The organism is Streptomyces sp. NPDC048514 (genome assembly GCF_043199955.1).
GTDB lineage: Bacteria > Actinomycetota > Actinomycetes > Streptomycetales > Streptomycetaceae > Streptomyces.
Genome location: NZ_JBICWT010000003.1, coordinates 175,795 through 197,333, shown reverse-complemented (window position 1 = coordinate 197,333; position 21,539 = coordinate 175,795). Strand labels below are relative to the sequence as shown.

General features: G+C 70.0%; 21 protein-coding genes. 11 read left to right on the top strand and 10 right to left on the bottom strand.

The window, feature by feature from the left end; all coding sequences use genetic code 11:
• Nucleotides 1-167: 167 nt before the first annotated feature.
• Nucleotides 168-1,163: a GlxA family transcriptional regulator gene (locus tag ACGFT2_RS06910; protein ID WP_393274283.1), complete on the bottom strand. Its 996-nt coding sequence runs from the start codon at nucleotides 1,161-1,163 to the stop codon at nucleotides 168-170.
• 142 nt (nucleotides 1,164-1,305) lie between these two features.
• Here ACGFT2_RS06910 and ACGFT2_RS06905 point away from each other — a divergent pair, with 142 nt between their 5' ends.
• The 3 genes from ACGFT2_RS06905 (at nucleotide 1,306) to ACGFT2_RS06895 (ending at nucleotide 4,700) form a co-directional block, all read left to right on the top strand.
• Nucleotides 1,306-1,896 carry a cysteine hydrolase family protein gene (locus ACGFT2_RS06905; RefSeq protein WP_393274281.1) on the top strand — a complete coding sequence of 197 codons (591 nt, stop codon included), beginning with the start codon at nucleotides 1,306-1,308 and terminating at the stop codon, nucleotides 1,894-1,896.
• 240 nt (nucleotides 1,897-2,136) lie between these two features.
• Nucleotides 2,137-3,327, top strand: a complete 1,191-nt coding sequence (locus ACGFT2_RS06900) for a hypothetical protein (RefSeq protein ID WP_393274279.1) — start codon at nucleotides 2,137-2,139, stop codon at nucleotides 3,325-3,327.
• Nucleotides 3,328-3,425: 98 nt separating this feature from the next.
• A complete protein-coding gene (locus tag ACGFT2_RS06895; protein WP_393274277.1) occupies nucleotides 3,426-4,700 on the top strand; it encodes a CynX/NimT family MFS transporter in 1,275 nt (424 codons plus the stop codon).
• 176 nt (nucleotides 4,701-4,876) lie between these two features.
• Here the strand turns inward: ACGFT2_RS06895 and ACGFT2_RS06890 are convergent, their stop codons facing one another.
• Both ACGFT2_RS06890 and ACGFT2_RS06885 read right to left on the bottom strand, forming a co-directional pair.
• Nucleotides 4,877-5,305 (bottom strand): DUF2690 domain-containing protein, encoded by a 429-nt coding sequence (locus tag ACGFT2_RS06890; protein WP_393274276.1) that lies wholly within the window; start codon nucleotides 5,303-5,305, stop codon nucleotides 4,877-4,879.
• A 173-nt stretch (nucleotides 5,306-5,478) separates the two neighbouring features.
• Entirely contained in the window at nucleotides 5,479-6,177 is a 699-nt protein-coding gene (locus tag ACGFT2_RS06885; RefSeq protein WP_393274274.1) for a pyridoxamine 5'-phosphate oxidase family protein, read from the bottom strand.
• A gap of 880 nt (nucleotides 6,178-7,057) precedes the next feature.
• Between ACGFT2_RS06885 and ACGFT2_RS06880 the strand changes: the two genes are divergently transcribed.
• Together ACGFT2_RS06880 and ACGFT2_RS06875 are read left to right on the top strand one after the other, a co-directional pair.
• A complete protein-coding gene (locus ACGFT2_RS06880) occupies nucleotides 7,058-8,386 on the top strand; it encodes an MFS transporter (protein WP_393274272.1) in 1,329 nt (442 codons plus the stop codon).
• Between the two features lie 213 nt (nucleotides 8,387-8,599).
• Complete coding sequence (locus ACGFT2_RS06875) at nucleotides 8,600-9,058, top strand: MarR family transcriptional regulator (RefSeq protein ID WP_393274270.1); 459 nt, start codon at nucleotides 8,600-8,602, stop codon at nucleotides 9,056-9,058.
• Nucleotides 9,059-9,224: 166 nt separating this feature from the next.
• Here the strand turns inward: ACGFT2_RS06875 and ACGFT2_RS06870 are convergent, their stop codons facing one another.
• A complete protein-coding gene (locus tag ACGFT2_RS06870; RefSeq protein WP_393274268.1) occupies nucleotides 9,225-10,013 on the bottom strand; it encodes a TioE family transcriptional regulator in 789 nt (262 codons plus the stop codon).
• 58 nt (nucleotides 10,014-10,071) lie between these two features.
• Here ACGFT2_RS06870 and ACGFT2_RS06865 point away from each other — a divergent pair, with 58 nt between their 5' ends.
• Nucleotides 10,072-11,274 carry an erythromycin esterase family protein gene (locus ACGFT2_RS06865; RefSeq protein WP_393274266.1) on the top strand — a complete coding sequence of 401 codons (1,203 nt, stop codon included), beginning with the start codon at nucleotides 10,072-10,074 and terminating at the stop codon, nucleotides 11,272-11,274.
• Nucleotides 11,275-11,688: 414 nt separating this feature from the next.
• Here ACGFT2_RS06865 and ACGFT2_RS06860 read toward each other — a convergent pair whose 3' ends face one another.
• Entirely contained in the window at nucleotides 11,689-12,924 is a 1,236-nt protein-coding gene (locus tag ACGFT2_RS06860) for a glycosyltransferase (protein ID WP_393274264.1), read from the bottom strand.
• A gap of 146 nt (nucleotides 12,925-13,070) precedes the next feature.
• Nucleotides 13,071-13,199, bottom strand: coding sequence for a hypothetical protein (locus ACGFT2_RS06855; RefSeq protein WP_393274262.1), 129 nt, complete (start codon nucleotides 13,197-13,199; stop codon nucleotides 13,071-13,073).
• A gap of 63 nt (nucleotides 13,200-13,262) precedes the next feature.
• Between ACGFT2_RS06855 and ACGFT2_RS06850 the strand changes: the two genes are divergently transcribed.
• Entirely contained in the window at nucleotides 13,263-13,616 is a 354-nt protein-coding gene (locus ACGFT2_RS06850) for a VOC family protein (RefSeq protein WP_393274260.1), read from the top strand.
• A 175-nt stretch (nucleotides 13,617-13,791) separates the two neighbouring features.
• Here the strand turns inward: ACGFT2_RS06850 and ACGFT2_RS06845 are convergent, their stop codons facing one another.
• Nucleotides 13,792-14,943: an FAD-dependent oxidoreductase gene (locus ACGFT2_RS06845; RefSeq protein WP_393274259.1), complete on the bottom strand. Its 1,152-nt coding sequence runs from the start codon at nucleotides 14,941-14,943 to the stop codon at nucleotides 13,792-13,794.
• 143 nt (nucleotides 14,944-15,086) lie between these two features.
• Here ACGFT2_RS06845 and ACGFT2_RS06840 point away from each other — a divergent pair, with 143 nt between their 5' ends.
• The 3 genes from ACGFT2_RS06840 to ACGFT2_RS06830 all read left to right on the top strand — a co-directional run bounded on the left by ACGFT2_RS06840 (nucleotide 15,087) and on the right by ACGFT2_RS06830 (nucleotide 17,200).
• Nucleotides 15,087-15,767, top strand: a complete 681-nt coding sequence (locus ACGFT2_RS06840; RefSeq protein ID WP_393274258.1) for a TetR/AcrR family transcriptional regulator — start codon at nucleotides 15,087-15,089, stop codon at nucleotides 15,765-15,767.
• A 265-nt stretch (nucleotides 15,768-16,032) separates the two neighbouring features.
• A complete protein-coding gene (locus tag ACGFT2_RS06835; RefSeq protein WP_393274257.1) occupies nucleotides 16,033-16,425 on the top strand; it encodes an SgcJ/EcaC family oxidoreductase in 393 nt (130 codons plus the stop codon).
• Between the two features lie 202 nt (nucleotides 16,426-16,627).
• Nucleotides 16,628-17,200: a pyridoxamine 5'-phosphate oxidase family protein gene (locus ACGFT2_RS06830; RefSeq protein ID WP_393274255.1), complete on the top strand. Its 573-nt coding sequence runs from the start codon at nucleotides 16,628-16,630 to the stop codon at nucleotides 17,198-17,200.
• A gap of 353 nt (nucleotides 17,201-17,553) precedes the next feature.
• Here ACGFT2_RS06830 and ACGFT2_RS06825 read toward each other — a convergent pair whose 3' ends face one another.
• Complete coding sequence (locus tag ACGFT2_RS06825; protein WP_393274253.1) at nucleotides 17,554-18,465, bottom strand: NAD-dependent protein deacetylase; 912 nt, start codon at nucleotides 18,463-18,465, stop codon at nucleotides 17,554-17,556.
• Between the two features lie 222 nt (nucleotides 18,466-18,687).
• On the opposite strand from ACGFT2_RS06825, the gene ACGFT2_RS06820 reads away from it, so the two are divergent.
• Complete coding sequence (locus tag ACGFT2_RS06820; RefSeq protein WP_393274251.1) at nucleotides 18,688-19,230, top strand: GNAT family N-acetyltransferase; 543 nt, start codon at nucleotides 18,688-18,690, stop codon at nucleotides 19,228-19,230.
• Nucleotides 19,231-19,485: 255 nt separating this feature from the next.
• Here ACGFT2_RS06820 and ACGFT2_RS06815 read toward each other — a convergent pair whose 3' ends face one another.
• Nucleotides 19,486-20,526, bottom strand: coding sequence for a vWA domain-containing protein (locus ACGFT2_RS06815; protein ID WP_393274249.1), 1,041 nt, complete (start codon nucleotides 20,524-20,526; stop codon nucleotides 19,486-19,488).
• 305 nt (nucleotides 20,527-20,831) lie between these two features.
• On the bottom strand, nucleotides 20,832-21,248 hold the full coding sequence (locus ACGFT2_RS06810; protein ID WP_393274248.1) for a hypothetical protein: 417 nt from the start codon (nucleotides 21,246-21,248) through the stop codon (nucleotides 20,832-20,834).
• Nucleotides 21,249-21,539 lie beyond the last annotated feature (291 nt).

Genomic DNA, 21,539 nt, shown 5'->3' with positions numbered 1-21,539 from the left:
CACACCTGACGGCGTGTCCGCCCCCACCGTGCACCGGACACCAGACACCAGGCACCCGGCACCCGGCACCGGGCACCCGGCACCCGGCACCAGGCACCGGACACCCGGCACCCGGCACCCGGCACCCGGCACCGGTCACCAGGCACCGGTCACGTCACGCCCTCCGGTCACAGCGAGACCGTGCGCCGGAACCGGTTGCGGTACTCGGTCGGGGTGGTGTTCAGGCGCCGGCGGAAGACCCGGATCAGGGTGTCGGTGGTCTTGAACCCGCAGAGGCCGGCCACGCGGTCGAGGGTGTCGTCCGTGGTCTCCAGCCGGCTGCGGGCGGCTTCCAGGCGTACGGACTCCACGTAGGCGCCGGGTGTGGTGCCGAGTTCGTCGCGGAAGAGCCTGTTGAGGTGGCGCTCGCCGATGCTGGAGTGGGTGGCGAGTTCGGCGACCGACAGCGGCCGGGTGAGGTTCTGGCTGATGTGGAGGCGCAGGGCGTCCATCCGGCGGGACGTGGAGCCGGTCTCCAGGGGCACGCTGAACTGGCTCTGCCCGCTCGGGCGTTTGAGGTACATGACGAGCTGACGCGCGACCGCCAGAGCCGCGGCCTCGCCGAAGTCCTCGGAGACCAGGGCGAGGGAGAGGTCGAGGCAGGCGGTGAGCCCGGCGCCGGTCCAGACGTCGCCCTGCCGGATGAAGATGGGGTCCGGGTCGACCTCGACGGCCGGGTGGTCGGCGGCGAGCTGCTGTGCCGTCGACCAGTGGGTGGTGGCCCGTTTCCCGTCCAGCAGCCCGGCCGCGGCGAGCAGATGCGCTCCGACGCAGACGGAGGCGATACGGCGCGACTGGCCGGCGAGCTGCTTGATCCGGGCGACCACCCGCGGGTCGACCAGGGCGTGCACCTGGCGGCGGTGGTCGACCTCCACCGAGCCCGGGACGAGCAGGGTGTCGATGCGGTGCCGGGCGGCGTCCTCGAAGGTCAGGTCGGGGAGCACCCGCACCCCGGCCGACGTGGTGACGGGGTCCAGGGTCTCGGCGGCGAGGGCGACCTGGTAGCCGGGGTCACCGTCCATCTCGCGGCGCAGGAGTGCGAACACCTCCGGCGGTCCGGTGACGTCGAGCAGGTCGACGTCTTCGAACAGGACGATGACGACAAGTCTTCGGATCTGGTCCATTCGGTCCCCCCCGGGAGTTCGGGCGGCATGTCATTTTCTGCAAGTTTTTCGACATTGCCGCCGACCTGGCCGGATCGTAGCGTCTACTCGGCCTCCACGGATGGCCGAAAATCTTCCCAGCATCTTCACCAGAGGGGCAGTTGTGCCTTCCAAGACCCTGCGTGACCTCAGCGACCTCGACCAGACCCCCGCCGCACTCGGGCAGTCGACGCTGATCCTGATCGACCTCCAGAACACCTACACCGAGGGGGTCATGGAACTGGAGGGCTGGGAGACCGCCCTCGGCCGCGCGGCGGAGCTGCTGGAGAAGGCCCGCGCCGCGGGTGCAACGGTGATCCACGTCCAACACGACGGCGGTGAGGGCAGCCCGTACGACCTGAACGCCGAGATCGGGCAGATCCACAAGAAGGTCGCGCCGATCGAGGGCGAGCGGGTCGTCACGAAGCAGGCCCCGAACGCCTTCCACGGCACCGACCTCGGCGGCCTGGTGGACGCTGCCGGAAACGGTGACGTGATACTGGCCGGTTTCATGACGCACATGTGCATCGCGTTCACCGCCCAGGGCGCGTTCCTGCGCGGGAACCGGCCCACCGTCGTGGCCGACGCCACCGCCACCCGGTCGCTGGCGACGGACGTCGCCGAGGTGTCCGCCGAGCAGCTTCACCACGGTGCCCTTGCGACGATCGCCGACCTGTACGGCGTGGTCGTGCCGTCCGCCGCTTCGCTGGGCTGACGTCACACCGTCGAGAACTCCGCTGCGGAGAACGGGTGCCCGTCCCCCGTGTGATCCGTTCTCCGCAGCGGCACGGCCGTCCCGTACCGAGCGGGCCGTGCCGTGTGATCACGTCGACCGTGACATCCGGGCCCGCACAACATTGGCTGAAAATGCGCGGTTGCCGGGGGACGAGCACCACAACGCCAGGCGCGTGAACGGGGATTCGCGCGCACCACTATTCGAGGGGGATGACAGAAAGTGCCCACGCCCACCCGCAGAACCGTTCTCGCCGCCACCGCCGCCACCGCGGCGGCCGCCGCTCTCTCCGACCTCGCCGCGACCGGCACCGCGCACGCCGACGGCGGCACTCCCGACACCAGCACCGTAGAGGCCGCCCGGAAGAAGGCCGCCCGCGACAACATCCGCGCGGTCGACACCGGCATGCGCAACAACTACGACATCATGCGCGGCAACCTGAGCAGGCATCTGGGGCCCGTCATCGTCGTCAACAACGACATGGTCGGCGGCACGTACTACCTGGTGAACGACGGCAAGGTGCTGGAGACGGTCAAGCCCGTCGACGAGGTGTTCGAGCTGGCCAAGTCCATCGCCCACACCCCGCTCGGCATCTACTCCATCTGCGCGCCCTACCTGGACCCCACCTACATCCCGCCGGCGCAGGCCGCGTACACCGATCCGCACGACCTGGCCATGGTCGCCTTCACGGGCCCCAAGGACACCAGTTGGATCACGCCCCTCCAGGCCTTCTCCAGCACCCTGGACACCGCCCGCAAGACCCTCGCGGACGCCAAGCTCCCGGCCGAGCTCCGCGACTCCTGCGCGTTCATCCTCGACCGCGCGCACACCTACATCGCCGACACCATCACACGGCGCGAGTTCGACATGAAGTCCTTCGAGGACTTCTCGGGCGCCGTCTACCCGAGCATCCGGACCAACATGTACTGGTCCTCGAAGGTGCAGATCCAGGGCGTCTCGGACCTGATGACCCGCTGGCGCAAGCAGGTCGGGGACGACGCCTGGTCCGGCCTCTACGTGGTGGTGCTGTCCCTGTGGACCACCTACGAGCTGAACCAGAACAGCATCATCATCAGGAACTTCATGAACCAGGACAAGGTCGGCTCCCACCTGATCGACCTGATGACGGCACAGTCCGCCGCCGACCCGGTGGCCGTCTCCCTGGACAACCTCGCCCGCATCGTCATGGACAACATCGCCGCCGAGATGGTCTTCTCCACCGACCAGACCACCGCCGACGCCCTCAAGGGCAAGCAGGACCTGCTGTCCACCGAGATCCTGAAGCTCCTCGGTGAGAGCGGAGCCGGCGCCGGAGCCGGCGCCAACGCGGCCTCGGCCCTCACCAAGGGGCAGGCCAACCAGCTCATATGCCCGTTCCACAACCGGTCGGCCGGCACCCCGGCCCTCGCCTGACCACCCACCGGTCCGCAGCATCACCACCGAAGGCTTCCCCCCGGCGCGGAGACACCGTCTCCCGAGGGGGAAGCCTTCGGGCATTTCCAAGGGAAAAAGTGAAAACCTCACATGTCATTCACCGCCTGGCCAGACTCTGGGCACTCGCCGGCCTGATGCTCCTCGCACTGAACCTGAGAGCCGCCATCTCCGGCATCTCACCGATCCTCGGCCGGCTTCAGGACACCTTCCACCTCACCGGCACCCAGGTCAGCGTCCTGACCACCCTTCCCGTGCTGTGCCTCGGCGTCTTCGCCTCCCTCGCCCCGCCGATCGCCCGCCGCATCGGCACGGAGACCACCGTCACCGCAGCCCTCGTCATCCTCACCGCGGGCATCCTCCTGCGCGCGTTCCCCTCCCCGTGGGCCCTGTTCGCCGGCACGGTCCTGGCCGGTGCGGGAATCGCTCTCGGGAACGTCCTGCTGCCCGCCGTCATCAAACGCCACTTCGCCACCCGCATCGGCTCCCTCACCGGCCTCGCGATGATGCTCATGGCCGCCGGCGGAGCCGTCGCCGCCGCCCTCGCCATCCCCCTCGCCGACACCGCCGGATGGCGCATCGCCCTCGCCGTATGGGCACTTCCCGCCCTGCTGGCCGCGCTCACCTGGGGGCCCCTCGCCGTACGTGGCCATCGGCGGCGCGTGCCTCTGCCCGACACCCGCCCCGACCCCACGGCGTCCCTGCTGCGTTCCCCCCTCGCCTGGGCGGTCGCCGCCTTCCTCGGACTCGTCTCCCTGATGTTCTACGCCCTCATGGCCTGGCTGCCCGAGATCATGCACGCCGACGGATACGAGCCGGCCGAAGCCGGATTGATGGTCTCGGTCATGCAGATCATCAGCATCCCGCTCGGCTTCGCCGTCCCCGTCGTGGCCACCCGCATGGCCACCCAGCGCCCGCTGGTCACCGCCGTCGCCGCGACCAAGGCCGCCGCCCTGGCCGGACTCCTCCTCGCACCCGAAGCCGGCTGGGTGTGGATCTGCGTTCTCGGGGTCGCCACCGGAAGCGCCTTCCCGCTCGCCTTCACCCTGCTCAGCCTGCGCTCACCCACCCCGCAGATAGCCGCCCGGCTGTCCGGCATGGCCCAGACCGGCGGCTACCTGATCGCCGGAGCCGGCCCTCTGATGATCGGCCTCCTGCACGCCGTCACCGGCGGATGGCGAACGCCGCTCCTGCTCCTGCTCGTCCTGCTCGTACCCGAGGCGGTCTTCGGGCTGCTGGCGGGCCGCCCCGCGTACGTGCATCCGGGCGGTCACTCCGGCACCGGCAGCGACCTGCCCGTACAGGCGGCCCCTCACCTGTGTCGCCCAGCACATCCCGGAGCCCGCGGCGGATGAGGGGGGGGCGCGCAGCGGCGTGCGTAACGCGGCGTCGGTCTGTCGGCAGGCATCACCGTGCGAAGGCCGCCCGGGTGTTCCGGGCGGCCTCCGGGCGCCGAGCGGTGCTCAGCAGTCATCGACGGTACTCGGCGGTGCCGTCGGTCTTCCGTGGCCGCGTGCGGCGGCCTGCCGGCTCAGTACCAGCCGGTGCACTTGATGTGGTGAGTGGAGTCGTTCCACGCGCAGGCGCGCATCACGTAGCCGCCGTCGTAGCGCGAAGCGGTGTGCGTGTCCGAGCCGCTGTTCACGGTGGTCAGGCTCAGCGGCCCCTCCCAGCTCCGGCCGTTGTTCGAGGAGCGGTCCACCCAGACCTGGTCACCGGGGTCCGCGTTGTAAATGCGGCCCCATGCGCAGCGGGTGGACGTGCTGTACCGGAGTTCGATGTTGATCGAGTCGACCTTGGCCGTCCTCACCGTCTTGGGGTTGGCGAACGTACAGGTCCCCGCGGCACTCGTGCCGGCGGCAGCGGCGCTCGTCGCGGCGACGGCGCCACCGAACCCCGTGAGCAGAGCCGTCGTCGCCACCAGGACCGCGGCGCGGATGCCGAGGTGCGGTTCGAACATGATTCCTCCGTAGTGGTCGCAGACCGAGGCGGCCGCCCGGCCCGGTCCGGGAGGCAGCTGTCGTCGCTGCCCCCTGCGGCCGGGCGGCGTCCCCCGTTTTCGTGCCGGTTTGCGGGGACGACGCTACGAGAGCGGCTGTGCGGGCGAATCCCACGGTGGTTGCAGTTCACGGCTCAGTCGGCGGCGGTACGCCCACTACCGCACAGGTTTACGGTCGTGCGGCGCGCGATGTGCTCCGGTGGGGGAGTGCCCGCAGGCAGTGCAGGATCGGGCACGGGCTCGCCCCAGACCGCGGTCAGCGGCAGTACTCCGGCCCACAGCCCCAGTTCGGCGTCGGGCCCGTCACCGTCCTCAGGTGCACCGCTACGGATCTTGACGGAGGCTTCCTGCAGGGAGAGGGCGAGCAGGGTGGTCGCGGCGAGTTCCTTGCGGTTCGGGCGGCGGGCGTAGTCCCACTGGCCCGGCGCGGAGTGCTCCGTGAGCCGGCGCAGTCCTTCCAGCTTCTCCTCGGGGTCGGTGACCCTGCGCGCGTCACCGTGGATCACGGCGCTGCGGTAATTCACCCCGTGCTCGAAGACGGAACGCGCGAGCACCAGTCCGTCGACGTGAGTGACGGTGACACAGACGGGGAGATCACCGGCCAGACTCCGACTGGCCACGGACCCGTGCAGATACAACCACTGCTCGTCCCGCCCGTACACCGTCGGCAGCACGAGTGGCCGACCCTCGATCACCACTCCCAGATGACAGACGAAGCCGGCGTCGAGGATCGCCGCGAGATCGGTCCGTTCCAGACTGCCCTGCTCGCGAAGGCGGCGATGCCGGGTGCGGTCGGTAACGGGGAGCCGGGGTGGGAGAGGGGTCGTATCCATGGCTCTGAAGATAGTGATATCGCAGGAGATTGAACAGATACCTTCGAATTTCATTGCGTGATGGGTGTAGAACAACGTAATCCGTAGGAGCGGCTCGCATGTGTCGCGGTGGCTCTCCGCGGTCGATCGGAGTCCGATCCGCCCCTGCCGTCGCCGACTGTCGCCAACTGTCGCTGACCGGCGGACTCTCGCGCCGACTGCCGACTGCCGACTGCCGACTGCCGACTGCCGACTGCCGACTGCCGACTGCCGACTGCCGACCGCCGACTGCCGACTGTCGGCTGTCGATCGCCGGTTGAAAGGGCCCGTCGGCGTTGCCGGTTGCGATCGGCGCAGCATCCCGGCCCGGCCCGCGCCATACCGTGGGCCTCCGCGAAACTCTGGTGACCTGGCGGTGCCGCGGCCTTTCTCGGGGACCACGGCACCGCCACCAGGGCGCCTCACCAGGGCACGGCACACCGAGTGCCCCTCAGGGCGATTCGGATACGGGGCCGTACGAGTGGTGTTCACTGCACTGCTGCGTTCCGACGGCAGGACCGGCAGCACACCTCGGAGGGTCGTGACGGCCGTCGGGACCGACCCTCGACGGCCGCGCGGACCGGCTCGCGTGTCCGATGGGCCTCAACGCCGCGTGGCGGATCCAGCGGATCCACAGCCGTGGAGGCAGACCGATGCCGGGACGCCGGCCGGCCCCCCGGGGCGGGGGAGTGGGCAGCGCACGGTTCTTTGCGGTCCCGGCAAAAGTGCTGGTCGTCGCGTAGGAGCCTGAACGAGCCTTGCGGGACAGGTACTTCCGTGTCCGAGAGGCAGCCCCGTGACCGTGACCATGATGACGACGCCCCCCGCCCCACCCGCTTCGAGCGCGCGAAGACGGTGGACGGTGCTGGCCGTCTGCTGCCTGAGCATGTTCCTCGTGGGCCTGGACACCACCATCGTGAACGTGGGCCTGCCCGCCATCGGGCGCGACCTGCGGGTCGGAACCCGCAGCCTCGAGTGGACCGTGGACGCGTACACCATCGCCTTGGCCGGTCTGCTGATCTCCTCGGGCGCGCTGGCGGACCGGTTCGGGCGCCGACGGATGTTCCAGTCCGGACTGGTGGTGTTCGGGGCGGCCTCGCTGCTCTGCGCAATCGCCCCGTCGGCCGGTGCGCTCGTCGTGATCCGCGCCGTTCAGGGCATAGGTGCCTCGATGCTCAGTCCCGTCGCCCTCGCCATCGTGGTGAACGCGATGCCCGACCCGAAGGAGCGAGCACAGGCGATCGGTGTCTGGGCGGCCGTCTTCGGGCTCAGCATGGCCGTCGGGCCGGTCACCGGCGGCGCTCTGCTCGCGGGGTTCGGCTGGCGCGCGCTCTTCTGGATCAACGCTCCGGTCATCGTGGCCGCCCTGGTGCTCAGCGCCCTGTTCGTGCCCGAGTCCAGGGCACCGCGGCCGCGCCGGCTCGACCTGCCGGGACAGGTCCTGCTGACCGTGGTCATCGGGGTGTGGGTCGGTGCCCTCGTCGAAGGGCCGCACGTCGGATGGGCGTCGCCGGCGGCCCTGGCCGCCTACGGCATCGCCACCATGGCGACCGTCGCATTCGTATGGGTCGAGGCCCGCCGACCCGAACCCCTGATGGACCCGCGGCTCTTTCGCCGGCCGGTGTTCAGCGGCGCGGTCCTGGGTGCCGTGGCGGTCTTCGTCGCCCTCAACGTGACGCTGCTGCTCAACACCCTCTACCTGCAGCACACCCGAGGATTGACGCCTCTGGCCGCCGGGGTGGCGACCCTGCCCATGGCTGTCGGCGCCATCGTCTGCGCCCCCTGGTCCGGCCGTCTCGTCGGTCGCGTGGGACCCCGGTTGCCGCTGACGCTGGCCGGCGGCTTCACCATGGCCGGCGGACTCTGCCAGGTCGGACTCGACGGTCGCACGGGAATGCCCCTGCTCCTGCTCGCTTACCTGCTGACCGGCATCGGCTTCGGCTTCGCCAACGCGCCGATCACGAACACCGCGGTGGGCGGACTGCCCGCGGACCGGGCCGGCGTGGCTGGAGCGATCACGTCCACCGCACGGCAGGTCGGCGCCGCGATCGGCATCGCCATCGCCGGCGGCCTGGCTGCGAACTCCACCCCGGCAGGTCTGGCCCACGCATCCCGCCCGGGCTGGATCCTGGTCATCGCCTGCGGCCTCCTCCTGGTCCTCATGGCACACACATCACGGTCGAGGACATGAGGAGGCGCCAGCGGTGCACACGAACCGTCCGACTGGGGACGCGGTGGTGGCGGCTCTCGAGGCTTCGGCTTGCGTGGCCGGGATCGGATGCGGGGCTCGAACTCGGAGCACGCCGAGAACCTCATGACCTCTCAGAACCTCCCTTGACCTCAAGCAAACCCGAGGTTCTACGGTGATCGCGTTCCAGTGATCGATTGAAGGGGGCGCATCAGCATGACGATCAGGGAGTACTCGCACGAGGAACTGGCCGCTCAGCCCATCGGGGCGTGGAGTGGAGCGGCCTATCGGCAAGTGGTCGGAGCTCTGCGCGCTCAGCTGGCGGTGGAGGATCTCACACAGCCGCACTGGTGGACGCTCAACCATGTCGCCGGGGAGCCGGGCAGGTGGAGCCGTGCCACGCTGACCGAGCGGCTGTCGACGTATGACGACCTGGGGATCGACTTCGACGGCGTCTTCGATGACCTGCTCGCTCGCGGCTGGATCGTGGAGGAGTCGGGGGTCATGACCTCGACGGAGGCAGGAGAGGCGGGCCGCCTGCGGGCCAGGGAGCGCAACCTGTCCGTGCACGAGCAGATGCACGAGGGCGTCGACCCTGCCGACTTCGTCACCACGATCAACGTCCTGCGGCGCATGGTCGCGAACCTGGGCGGCGACGGCGATCTGCCCGACTGAGGGCCCGGAGGCTGCCGGCAGAGAGTGCGGACTCCGAGTCGACTCCGGAGCGCGGGACTTCGGCCCTTCGCCGGCTTGCTCTCGTCGACGCGGACGAGAACCAGTCCCGGCCGGCGATCCGGCGCCGGGCGGATCCCACTGTGGTAGCCGGCCATTCGAGCGGGGGCTACGCCGCCACCGCCCGCAAGCGGAGGTACGCCTCCAGCTCGGCGGCCCCGGTCAGCATCGCCCGCCCGCGGGCGGACAGCCGGCCACGCCAGTCGGACAGCGCCGCCTCCAGGGGCTCCAGGCCGCCGGCCGCCCGCACCTGGGCGACCAGCGGAGCGATCTGCTCCAGCAGGTAGCCGCCCCGTCTGAGCTGGTGGGCCAGCCGGGCGTCCCGTACGTCGGCCTCGTCGTAGACGCGGTACCCGGTCTGCGGGTCGCGGCGGGGGGTCACCAGCCCGGCGCGCTCCCATTTGCGCAGCGTCGCGGGCCGGATCCCCAGTCTCTCCGCCAGCGGCCCGATGAACGTGCTCCCGGAGAAGGAGCGAGTGCCGGTGCGGGTGCCGGAGTTGGAGTCCGGGCCGAAACCGGAATCTGTGGCGGGCTCGGACGTCGTGACGGGCTCCAGGTCGCGGAGAGCGTTCTCCACGGCCTGCAGGGTCCGGCGGTCGTCGAGGAGCTGGGCGTGGCCGGCGTCGATGAGGCGGAGGGCCTCATCGACGGTGCCCTCGTTCACGGCCCGCATGATCGACGTCGCCGTCCGGTGCCCATGGCCGGGCACCAGGGCGAGAAAAGCCCCGAGGGCCACCGCGTGCAGCGGCGTGTAGGTGCGGTAGCCGTGGGGTGTGCGGCCGGCGGCCGGAAGGATCCCGGCCTCCTCGTAGTTCCTGACCGCCTGCGTCGACAATCCGTGCCCGCGTGCCAGGTCGACCGGCCTGAGCCGCTCACCGCTTTGAAGGTTTCGTTCCATCACCCTGCCGATACCGCCCGGAAGTCTCAATCGAAGGTTCAACGATACCGTTGAAGCCATGGCTACCGACATCAAGGACACCGCCCATGCCGTCGAGGCGGCTGCCCTCATGAGGCTCCTCCCGGGCCGGCCACGGCTGCTCGCCCTGGGCGAGCCCACCCACGGTCAGGACGCTCTTCTCGATCTGCGGAACGAACTCTTCCGGCAGCTCGTCGACGAGGAGGGCTACCGGACGATCGCGATCGAGAGCGACTGCCTGGCGGGCCTGCTCGTGGACGACTACGTCACCTCGGGGACGGGGAGCCTCGACGAGGTCATGGAGCGCGGAATCAGCCACGGGTGGGGCGGGGCCGCGGCCAATCGCGAACTCGTGCGCTGGATGCGTGCCTACAACGACGACCGGCCCGCAGCCGATCGGCTCCGCTTCGCCGGCTTCGACGGCCCGCTGGAGATCACCGGTGCGGCGAGTCCCCGCCAGGCCCTCACCGCACTGCACGACCATCTCGCGCCCCGGGTGCGGGCGGAGCTGCTTCCGTGCACCGCGGAAGCGCTCGACCGCCTGCTCGGCGCCGACGACCGGTGGACCGATCCCGCCGCGATGTGGGACCCGGCCCAGTCCGTGGGGCGGTCCGCCGAGGCCAGGGAGCTGCGCTTGCTCGCCGACGATCTGACGGCCCTGCTCCACGAACACATGCCGCACCTGATCACGGCTACATCGCGGGACGCCTGGGACCGTGCGCTCCTGTACGCGCGTACCGCGACCGGCCTCCTGCACTACCACCACTGGATGGCCGACACCTCGCCGGCCCGCATGACCCGGCTGGTGGGCGTGCGGGACCGGATGATGGCCCGCAACCTCCTCGCCGTCGCCGCCAGGGCGCCGGCTCTGGTCCATGCCCACAACGCCCATCTCCAGCGCGAGAAGAGCACGATGCGGATGGGTGGGGAACTGCTGGAGTGGTGGAGCGCCGGTGCGCTGGTGAACGCCCGACTCGGCGACGAGTACGCCTTCGTGGCCACGGCCCTGGGCACGATCCGGCACGAGGGGGTGGACACCCCGCCGCCGGACACGGTCGAAGGACTCCTGTACGCGCTGCCGGAGGACCGTTACGTCATCGACGCCCCACGACTGGCCGCCGCCCTCGGCGACACGCGGCCCCCGGCCCGCGTGAGCCCCTGGTTCGGCTACTCCCCACTCGCCCTGGCCCACTTGGCGGCCGGCGACGGCATCGTGTTCGTCAAGGACGTCCCGCAGCGCTAGGGCATGCCGAGGACTCGAGCGCGCGGCCCACGGCCCTCGACGACCTCCGCCACCACAGCCACGACTGTTCGAAGCGCCCCGCTGTCTCGCACGGTCGGCGCTTGGCCCAACTCGACCGTGAGCGGGACCGTGTCACCACGACGTGCGCTACCCGGTCACCAGGGCGCTCGGTAGAGCGGTAGAGCCCGTGGACGCGCCCACCCTCCTTGCAGACCCGGGGATCGGGCCCCCATGTGCACCTGGAGACTCCGGCAGGGGGCGGAGCTGATCGCCGGCTTCGGCCGCGGACTGCCCGACCGCGGAGTCGCCCGGGGAAGCGGTTGAGGCGGCAGCCCTTCGGCAAGACAGCCAGACGGCGGGACCGAGTGACGGCCGTGTTGTCGTCCCCCGGTACCCGGCCCGCCGCCTGGTAGTTCACACAGTCGCGGACGGCCTTCCCCGCCCGGCCGTGTCGAGCAGTCGTTGCGCCGCCGCCGTCGGCCCGTCGAGGCGGATCTCGCCGGCCACGACCCGGGCCCGGTCCCGGGTCTCGGGCGCCAGGGCGGAGCGGAGCGCGGCGGTCAGGGACGCGAAGGTCGGCGTCGTACCGGCGTGAGCCGAGCCGATGCCCAGCTCGGCCACCCGGCCTGCCCAGTACGGCTGGTCCGCGATCCGGGGGACCACCACCTGAGGCGCGCCGGCCCGGGCGGCCGTCGTCGTGGTGCCCGCTCCGCCGTGGTGCACGACGGCGGCCACCCGGCGGAACAGCGCCTGCTGATTGACCTCGCCGACGACGAAACAGTCGTCGGCGTCGTCGATCGGTGCCAGGTCCGCCCAGCCGCGGGCGAGGACCGTGCGGCGGCCCAGTGCCCGGCTCGCTTCGATGGCAACCCGGGCGATGCCCTTCGGAGCGTGCGCGGCCATGCTGCCGAAGCCCACGTACACCGGGGGAGCACCGGCGTCGAGGAACGCCTCCAGATCTCCCGGGAGCGGGCGGTCGTCGGGCAGGATCCACGCGCCGGTCTGCACGAGGTCGCGGTCCGTCATGCCCTGCGACGGACACAGCGTCGCGTCGGCCGCCAGCCACGGCCGGTCGGTGATGACGTGGTCCCGGACGTTGTCCACGGGCGGCAGACCGATCGCCGCCCGATGGCTGTTGAGCGCCTCGCCGTACAACGCGTTCACCCGCTGGCCGTCCTGCGCCCACAGCACCCGGTTGTCGGTCTCGCCCTGTGGGGACGGCTTGCCGGGCCGCGATCCCGGAGGGAAGTGCCGCGACGGCAGCCCCAGGATGTGGAAGCACGCGAACACATAGGGGATGCCCAGCTTCTCGGCCACGTCCCGTGCGCCGGCCGGCATCAGACCGGTCGCCAGCACCGCGTCACATCCCTCGGCCGCCGCGGTGAGCGTGCCGAACCGTGCGGCGACCAGCTCGGGGGCGAGCCGGAAGGCGTCCTGCGCCGACGGTGGCCTCGTGCCGGCCACCACCGAGTGCACGGTGGGACCGAGCGGCACCACTGGCACACCGGCGCGCGCCAGCAGCGATACGAACTCCTCGTCCGGAGGCACACACACCAGCGCTTCGGCGCCGACTTTCCGCAACCCCACCGCCAGGCCCGCCAGCGGTTCGACATCGCCGCGCGACCCCCAGCTCGTCAACAGCACTCGCACTTCGAGGTCCTCATTCCTGCAGGTTCCGGCATTCGGCCGCCGATTGTGCGATACACCCAGGCCCTTGCCGCAAGCCCCCCAGTGCGTTATACGTTGATAGTGGCAAGGAGTGGGATCTCCTTGCCTTTCGCTTTTTGCCGCCGGCCTCACCGGCCGCGAGCCGTCCGCGCCGAGAAGAGCAGGTCACCGCGAAGAGCCAGGTCACCGAGAAGAGACAGGTCGTCGAGAAGAGACAGGTCGTCGAGGAGAGCCAGGGCACCGTCCACCTCGCTCACGATTCGCCCCGTGATCGAGACCGAATGCCAAGAGGGCGAGGGCGGCCCTGGCAGGATAGGGACATGGAACGAGTGCTTGGAGTCGGCGGATACTTCCTGCGGGCCACGGATCCGGTGGCCCTGGGCACCTGGTATCGGGATTGCCTCGGCCTGGACGCCGACGAGAACGGCGTGTGGCGTCAGGAAGCCGGGGTGACAGTCTTCGCGACCTTCGAGTCCGAGACCGAGTACTTCGGCTCCCGCACCCAGCAGGCCATGGTCAACTTCCGGGTCCGCGACCTGGACGCGATGCTCGCGCAGTTGCGTGCCAAGGGAGCGGAGGTGGCCGACGAGACCCAGGACATGGAGGGCGTCGGCCGATTCGGCTGGGTCACCGACCCCGCGGGCAACCGCATCGAGCTGTGGCAGCCCAGCTGAGCTGATCGCGCCGTTCCGCGGCGACAAGGAGCCATCACCGAACACCTTGGCCGGCGGCAGACCAAGTGCCGCCCACGCGGGTGAACGACGGCGATAGTCGAGACCCCTGACTCACAGCAGTCGGCCGAGCAACGCCGGGCTGTTCCGCGTGGACCCGTGCGGCGGCGGCTGTGGTTCAGTCCGCCTGACCGTGGTCGGTGAAGAAGGCGACGAGGCTGTGCGGGGCGTTGTCGTCGAGGCACAGCCGATGGACGTGGGAGGCCTCGGCGGCAGCGGCGGCACTGCGCGGGAACAGCGCCTCCTCGTACGCGGTGAGCGCGGCCTCGACGTCGTCCGGGTGAGCGGCGAGGGCGTTGCCGAGTTCGGCGCCGTCGTACATGGCGAGATTGGCCCCTTCGCCTGACGGGCACATCAGATGGGCGGCGTCGCCGAGCAGCGTCACGCCGGGCACGCGCTCCCAGCGGTGTGCGCTCGGCAGGGCGTTGAGGGTGCGTGGGACCGGGGCGGTCTCGCCCTCCGTGACCAGGGCGATGATCTCCGGGGCCCAGCCGTGGAACTCCGCTGCGACACGGGCCGTCGCCGCGCCGGTGTCGGTGAAGTCGATGGCGTCCAGCCACGCTTGCGGCTTCCTGACGGTCACGTATGTGTGCAGGACGCCGTTCGGCTCGCGGTGGGCGGCGATGCCCTTGCCGGGGGCGAGGGCGAAGAAGGAGCCGTCGCCGACGATCCGGGCACTGGCCGGGTGGCGGGTGTCGGCGTCGAACAGGTAGGTCTCGATCAAGGACGTGCCGACGTACTCGGGCTTGGCGTCGGACAGCAGCGGACGGACCCGCGACCATGCTCCGTCCGCCCCCACCAGCAGGCCGGACGTGACCGTCGCTCCGTCCGCGAACGTGACCTCGTGGCGACCTCCCCTGAGGGGCCGTACCGCGCTGACCTTGTGCCCCCACCGGACCGTGCCGGCGGGCAGTGAGTCGAGCAGAAGATGCCGGAGCGCGCCGCGGAGCACCTCCGGGCGCCCGCCGGTACCGTCGTCGGGCTCGTCCAGCAGGAGCTTTCCGTCCTTGTCGGCTATTCGTGACGCCTCGGCGCCGTGGTGGACGAGGCCGAGGAATTCCTCGAACAGCCCGGCCGCCTTGAGTGCGCGCTGTCCGTCGTGCTCGTGGATGTCGAGCAAGCCGCCCTGGGCGCGAGCCGCCGGTGACGCCTCCGCTTCGTAGATCGTCGCGGGAACGCCGTGGACGTGGAGGACACGGGCGAGCGTCAGTCCTCCGAGTCCCGCGCCGATGATCGTGACAGGAGTGGTCGTGATGCGTCCTTCGGGCATGGTGCTTCCTCCGTGATCGCGGGCAGCTGGACGGAAGCCCGGCAGGCCGTGCCTGGAACGGCGTTCCAGGCGGCTCCAGGGTGGAACGCTGTTCCATTCGTTGTCAAGCTGGAACGATGTTCCACTGCGGGTAGAATCGTGGAATGGCAGAAAGGACCCGACGTCCCGACCGACGGCAGGAACCGCTCTCACGGGAGCGCATCGTCAGCGCTGCCGCCGAGCTTCTCGACGCGGTGGGCGCGGGCGGACTCACGTTCCGCGCCCTGGCCGAGCGGCTCGAGACCGGGCCCGGCGCGATCTACTGGCACGTCACGGGCAAGACGGAACTCCTCGATGCCGCAACGGACGCCGTCATCACCGCCGCTGTCTCCAGCGTCTCCGGTGATGACACCGACGCGACGCCGCAGGAAGCGATCCGCGCCCTCGCTCTCGGCGTGTTCGACGCGATCGACACGCACCCCTGGGTCGGCACACACCTGGCCCGAGCGCCCGGGCAGTCACCGATGCTGCGGATATTCGAAGTCGTCGGACGCCAGGTCCAAGCGCTCCACGTGCCCGAAGCCGCCCAGTTCACCGCGGCGTCCACACTCCTGAGCTACATCGTCGGAGTGGCGGGACAGAATGCCGCCAACACCCGCGCGGTCCAGCCGGGCGCGGGTCGCACCGAGTTCCTGGACGGCGTGGCCACCGCATGGGCGGAACTCGACCCCGAAGAGTACGTGTTCGCCCGAACCGTCGCCGGTCAGCTGCGCACGCACGACGACCGCGCAGAGTTCCTCGCCGGCATCGACCTCATCCTCGCGGGAATCACCGCCGGCCGGTAGCAGCCGTCCCGGCGCCGTCCCGTCACAGCCGGCAATGCGTTGCCCCCGCCCGGCGCGAGAGGAAGTGACGCGGCATCGCAGTCCCGTGCTCTCCACCACAACTGACACCCTCACGCGGCCAGTTGGGATGGCTCGTACGACGTGGGTCTCGAGGTGGGTCTCGGGCGCGGAACGGGTGCAGGCTGCCAGGACTGGAGTCGTCCGGCCGATCTTGGGAGTCACAGGCCTTGACCTCAAGTGGACTTGAGGTGCCAGAGTGATCTGCATGAACACCGAGACCGCAGACATCAAAGCCATCGAGCAGGTCGTGGCCACCGTTGAGCGTACGCAGCGCGCGAAGGACGCGGAGGGTTTCCTCGCGCTGTTCCATCCCGAGGCTCTCTGGACGACCGCCCACGGCAAGGTCCTCCTCGGCTTCGACGCGGTCGCGGGGTTCACCCGTGCGGTGCTGCCCACCGCAAGCTGGGACGGTGACGTCACCTACGAGGCGGTGCACACGCAGTTCCTGCGGCCTGACGTGGCGGCCGTCAAGGTTCGCCAGGTCTACCACTCCGCCGACGGCGACACGGAAGGCGCTCCGCTCTACATCATGACCAAGCAGGACGATGGGCGGTGGCTGCTGCACGCATGCCAGAACACCGAAGTACGGGTCGGCTAGCGCCGCCCCGTCCCGTGTGTGGTCGGGAAGTCCTCAGGTCGTCGCCCTGAGGGCGGGGCGGCGTGATGTGACCGACGCCGGGTGCCGGGAGCGGCTCGAGCCGCTCCCGGCACCCGGTCGGCGTGAAACGGACGGGCAGGAGCGGGACAATGAGTTCCGCACCGCCGGCCGATCGTCAGTGGAGAGGAAGAGGAGGTCCGCCATGGCCACCCCAGGACCCGAAAAGCGCCGCCCCGCGAACCAGCCCACGGCCGATCTGGACACCCGCTACAGCTCCGCGCTCAACCCTCGCCCGGGTGCAGAGGACGTCACCGCCACCGAGTGGGCCGAGGCTCAGCGGCAGTTGAAGGCCGCGGAGATCTTCTGGCTGTCCACGGTGCGGCCCGACGGCCGGCTGCACGTCACGCCCGTGATCGCGGCCTGGCACGACGGGGCGCTCTACTTCTCCACCGGTCCGGAGGAGCAGAAGGCGAAGAACATCACTCACGACGGGCACTGCGCGCTGACCACGGGAGGGAACTCGCTGACCCAAGGTCTGGACCTCATCGTCGAAGGAAAGGCGGAACAGGTCACCGATCCGGCGCTGATCGAGGAGGTGATCGCGGCGTACGAAGCGAAGTACGGGCCGCACATCACCTCGCCCGAGGGCGCGTTCCACGGGATCGGCGACGCCTTCCGCGAGGGGAATGTGGTGGTGTTCGCGGTGGCCCCGGCCACGGCGTACGGCTTCGGCCGGGACGACGGGGTCTACACCCATACCCGGTGGACGTTCTGAGCAGCCGTCACGACAAGGGCGGCCGCCAGGTGACCCGTCCGTGACGTAGCCCACGAAGCCGTGGAAGGTTGTCGGCGGTCACTCCGTGTCAGCGCTGATCGTTTTCCAACTCCGCGATTCCCGACCCTCCGACGGAAAAGCAGAGGGCGTCTTCCCCGACATGCGCGGACTGCCCGCCCTGTGGGCTGAGATGTGACTCGGCTTCGGCGAGCAGCGCGACCGCGACCGCCTGGCCGCGACCGCCTGGCCGCGACCGCCTGGCCGCGACCGCTTGGCCGCGACCGCCGGCCTCCTCCGCGACATCAGGCGAGCTCGGCGGCGCCGCTCCGCTCACAGGGCAGCAGGTGCCACCGTCACGGCTTCACCGAGGCCGTCGCTCGCCCGTCGACGGGGATGCCGAGCCGGTCGGCCACCGTGGTGAGGGCCGTTCCCAGGGGGAGTGCAACCCGGGAGTGGGCGTGCAGGTCACCGCGGGTCGGGTCCTGGTTGACGATCAGTACCGGCTTGCCGGCCTGAGCCGCCTGGCGTACGAACCGGAGCCCTGACATCACCGTCAGCGAGGAGCCGAGCACGAGCAGCGAGGTGGCCTCATCGACGAGCTTGCGGCAGCGTTCGACGCGCTGCGGGGGAACGGTTTCGCCGAAGAACACCACGTCCGGTTTGAGGATGCCGCCGCAGGCCGTGCAGGGAAGCACGCGGAAGTGCCGGGCCTGCGCGTCGCTGAGGTCGGCGTCACCGTCCGGGTTGATCGCGGCGGGCACCGGCTCGAAGCCCGGATTGGCCGCCTCGAGCCGTTGGGCCAGCTCGTGGCGTGGGGTGCATGCTCCGCAGGAGAGGCACAGGACCCGGTCGAGGCTTCCGTGGAGTTCCACGACGCCCTCGGTGCCGGCGGCCTGGTGCAGGCCGTCGACGTTCTGCGTGATCACGCCCGAGACCAGGCCGTGCCGCCCGAACGCCGCGACGGCCCGGTGCCCGGCGTTGGGGCGGGCCCGGCCGAAGGTGCGCCAGCCGAGGTGGCTGCGCGCCCAGTACCGGCGCCGTGCCTCGGCACCGGCGGTGAAGTCCTGGTAGGTCATCGGGGTGTGCCGGCGCAGGCTCCCGCCCTCGCCCCGGTAGTCGGGGATACCCGACTCCGTGGAGATGCCCGCGCCGCTGAGCACCAGCACACCGCCCGTGCTCAGCACATCGGCGACCGGCTCGAGATCCGTGGTACCCGGCGGCAGGTCCTCGGTCGGGGTCCAGCTCAGGGTGGGGCGCATGCGCATGCCGCCAGGGTACGGAATCGGCTGCCTTCGGTCACCAGGACGGATCAGCGTGATGGCGCACCGCGCCGGTGGAGCGAGCCCAAGAGGCAGGCCCGCCGGCCGGGTACGAGAAGGAGTACGGGGTCACCGCGGAGTCTCCTGTCTCACGGTGGGAAGGCTACGAGGTGTCGAAAGTGCCTGGTAAGGATGACGGCTAGCCCATGCGTGATCCAGAATGATCGGATGGTCACGCTTGAGACTCCCCGGTTGATCCTGCGTCGCTGGCGCGAGGAAGACGTTGCGCCCATGGCCGCCGTCAATGCCGACCCCGAGGTCATGCGGTGGATCCGTGACGGCGGTGTCCGTGACGAACAGCAGACCCGCGCCGGGGTCCAGGCATGGGAGAGCGAGTGGGAGACACAGGGCTTCGGCCTGTTCGCCGTGGAGATCCGGTCCACTGGCGAGCTGGCCGGGTTCACCGGTCTTTCGGTGCCCGGCTTCTTGCCGGAGGTACTGCCGGCGGTTGAGGTCGGCTGGCGGCTGGGACGTTCCCACTGGGGGCAGGGCTTGGCCACCGAGGCCGCCGTGGCCGCCGTACGGTTCGGGTTCGAAGAGCGAGGCCTGGAACGGATCGTGAGCATCGCTCAAGTGGGCAACGACGCCTCCGAACGGATCATGACCAAGCTGGGAATGCATCCGGTGCGTGAGACCGTCAATCCCACCTCCGGTCGGCGAGTACGGGTGTTCGAGTTGTCGTCGGCCCAGTACGTCACAAGCACTCGTTGACGGCGGCAACGTTGACGGCGGCAACGAGGACGGGAGCGTTGTAGGGGACAGCGGGCCTGCGTGGGGGCCCGGCCGCGACTTGCCGTATCTGGTGGCCACGGTACGGCGAGCGCCACCGGGCGCCGCGGATTTCAGTGAGCGACCGTCCCGCTCCGGCTCCGCCGCCCATCCGAAGGGCGGCACAGGGCTCTCCGGAGCCAGGGCCGGCGACACGGCCCATCACCAAGTCCACAGCCTCGGCCACGCCCACGGGCATCAGAGCATGAGCAGAAGCCGCGTGTTCGGTACGAGCTTGCGATTCACGCTGGTGCTCTGCACGAAGATCATGAAGTCGTCGTTGTGGTCCGGCCGGATGCGAACCTCCGCGTTCGGCAGGCCGAGCAGGGCCCGGGCCTCGGGCCCCGTGTACACCCGGTCCGTCTTCTTCTCCAGCACCGCGATCTGCTTCCGTGCCTGGATCTTTTCGGACTTGCTCAGCTGGTAGAACGCACCACCGGTACGGTAGGTGTGCCCGGATTCGACGACCCAGTCCCGGATCGCCACGTCACGAGCCACCGCGATCAGCTGGTAGTCCGACGGATTCACCGGGGTGAGGCCGGCCGCCTTGATGGTGTCCTTGTTGACCGCCTCCGCACCCGTGGAGAACACCGTCCGCGATCCCCGGATGCCCTTGGTGCGGCCCACCATGAACTTCTCGGTGGCTTCCTGGATGACCTGCCCGGCCTCCTCCAGACCCTGCGTGCTCGTGGCGTCCCAGATGGCTATGTTGTCCTTCGGGAAACCGCACCGCATGGCCTCGCGCTTGCCCATCTGGTCCGGAACAAGGACGGCCAGCGTCCAGTTGTCCTCCTGCGTCTCGATCATCTCGGACACGGCCGCGACCAGTGCACGCGGATCCCTCGAAGGCGCGTCCGGGCAGCGATGACTCACGTTCTCCTGCCCGTCGGTGAGTACGAACGTCAGGAAGCTGTGGTCGCCGTACAGTTGAGCGGTCTGCGCCAGCTCCCGCTGGGACTTCAGCGCGGCCGCCAGCAGAGCCGTCATGCCACCGGCCCGGTACAGCTGCTTCAGCGACGGCATCCGCAGCACGTCCTTGTCGTAGATGACGCACTCCACCTGGTCCGCGAAGACGTACACCGTGACGCGGGTCTCCTGGTCCAGTTCCTCCGACCGGCGCGCGAGGTACGCGATCTGCTGGTCGGCGACTTCGACTACCTTGCGGCTCAGGTGCGACATGGACGAACTGGCGTCCAGGACAAGGGCGACGTGATTGATGTAGTTCTGGCTTCCGGACATGGCGGCTCCCCCTGTTTCCGGCTCCCGACTCGATGTTCCTACCGTCTCATGCACCACTGACAATCGATCTTGGTCCGCCCGCGGCAGCGGTCCCCCTCCGAAGTGGTCGGTCTCGATCGGGCTGAGCCCTGAAGCCGGGTTCCGATCGGACTCGGTGTATGTCCACATGATCTGCGTGGCCGGCGGGTGCCGTTCCGGACAGGACCGGTCGCCACCCTTCGTTCGTGCCGCCCGACGCACGACGGGGCCGGGCGGGCCCGTGTCGGACCCGCCCGGAAGTACTGACGCTCGCCGCTCGGCCGGACCTAGGCGGTGGGCAGCTTGCCGCTCTTCGTCTGGACCTCGTCCATGAAGTCGACGTCGCTCTTGTTCATCCGGTACACGTTGATCCGGACCTTGTGTCCCTCCGGGATGGCGTACGCGCAGGACGTGAAGCTGGACGTCTGGCAGTGACCCTTCATCTTCTGGGCCGTGACGTCGTAGACCTCGGTCCAGATGTAGTGGTTGTCCTTGCTCAGGTCGTCCACGACCACTCGCTCGGCGTCCTTCGCCGAGTCGCGCGGCTCGAAGACGACCATGGCCCTCTTCTTGCCGCCCGAGTAGAAGTAGTCGACCGTGTTGGGCTTGGCCGCAGCGCTGGCCGTGCCGACGCCGGCGGTGAGGGCGAGGCCCGTGGCCATCACGACCGTGATACCCACGCGGGCCAGGGGGGTCTTCATCATTCTGGTGCTCCCTGCTCATGTTCCGGAACGAGCCTGGCACGGAGGAACGCGTACTCGTCCTGGAACGTCCAGCCTCCGGCCCGTACGCAACGGGCCGGAGGCTGGGTGGTGCTGGTGGCCCCCGTGCCGCCACACGCTGCTCGCGTGCAGCGATCTTCCTATCAGGTGGCGCAGCCGTTCGAGCAATCCGCCTTGGCACCCCGTTCACAAACGCCCTCTGTGTGAAGGGGGCGTGAGCGTGCGGCCGACCGCCACCGATACCCGCCGCAGGGTCGCGCCGTCGGCCGGCGA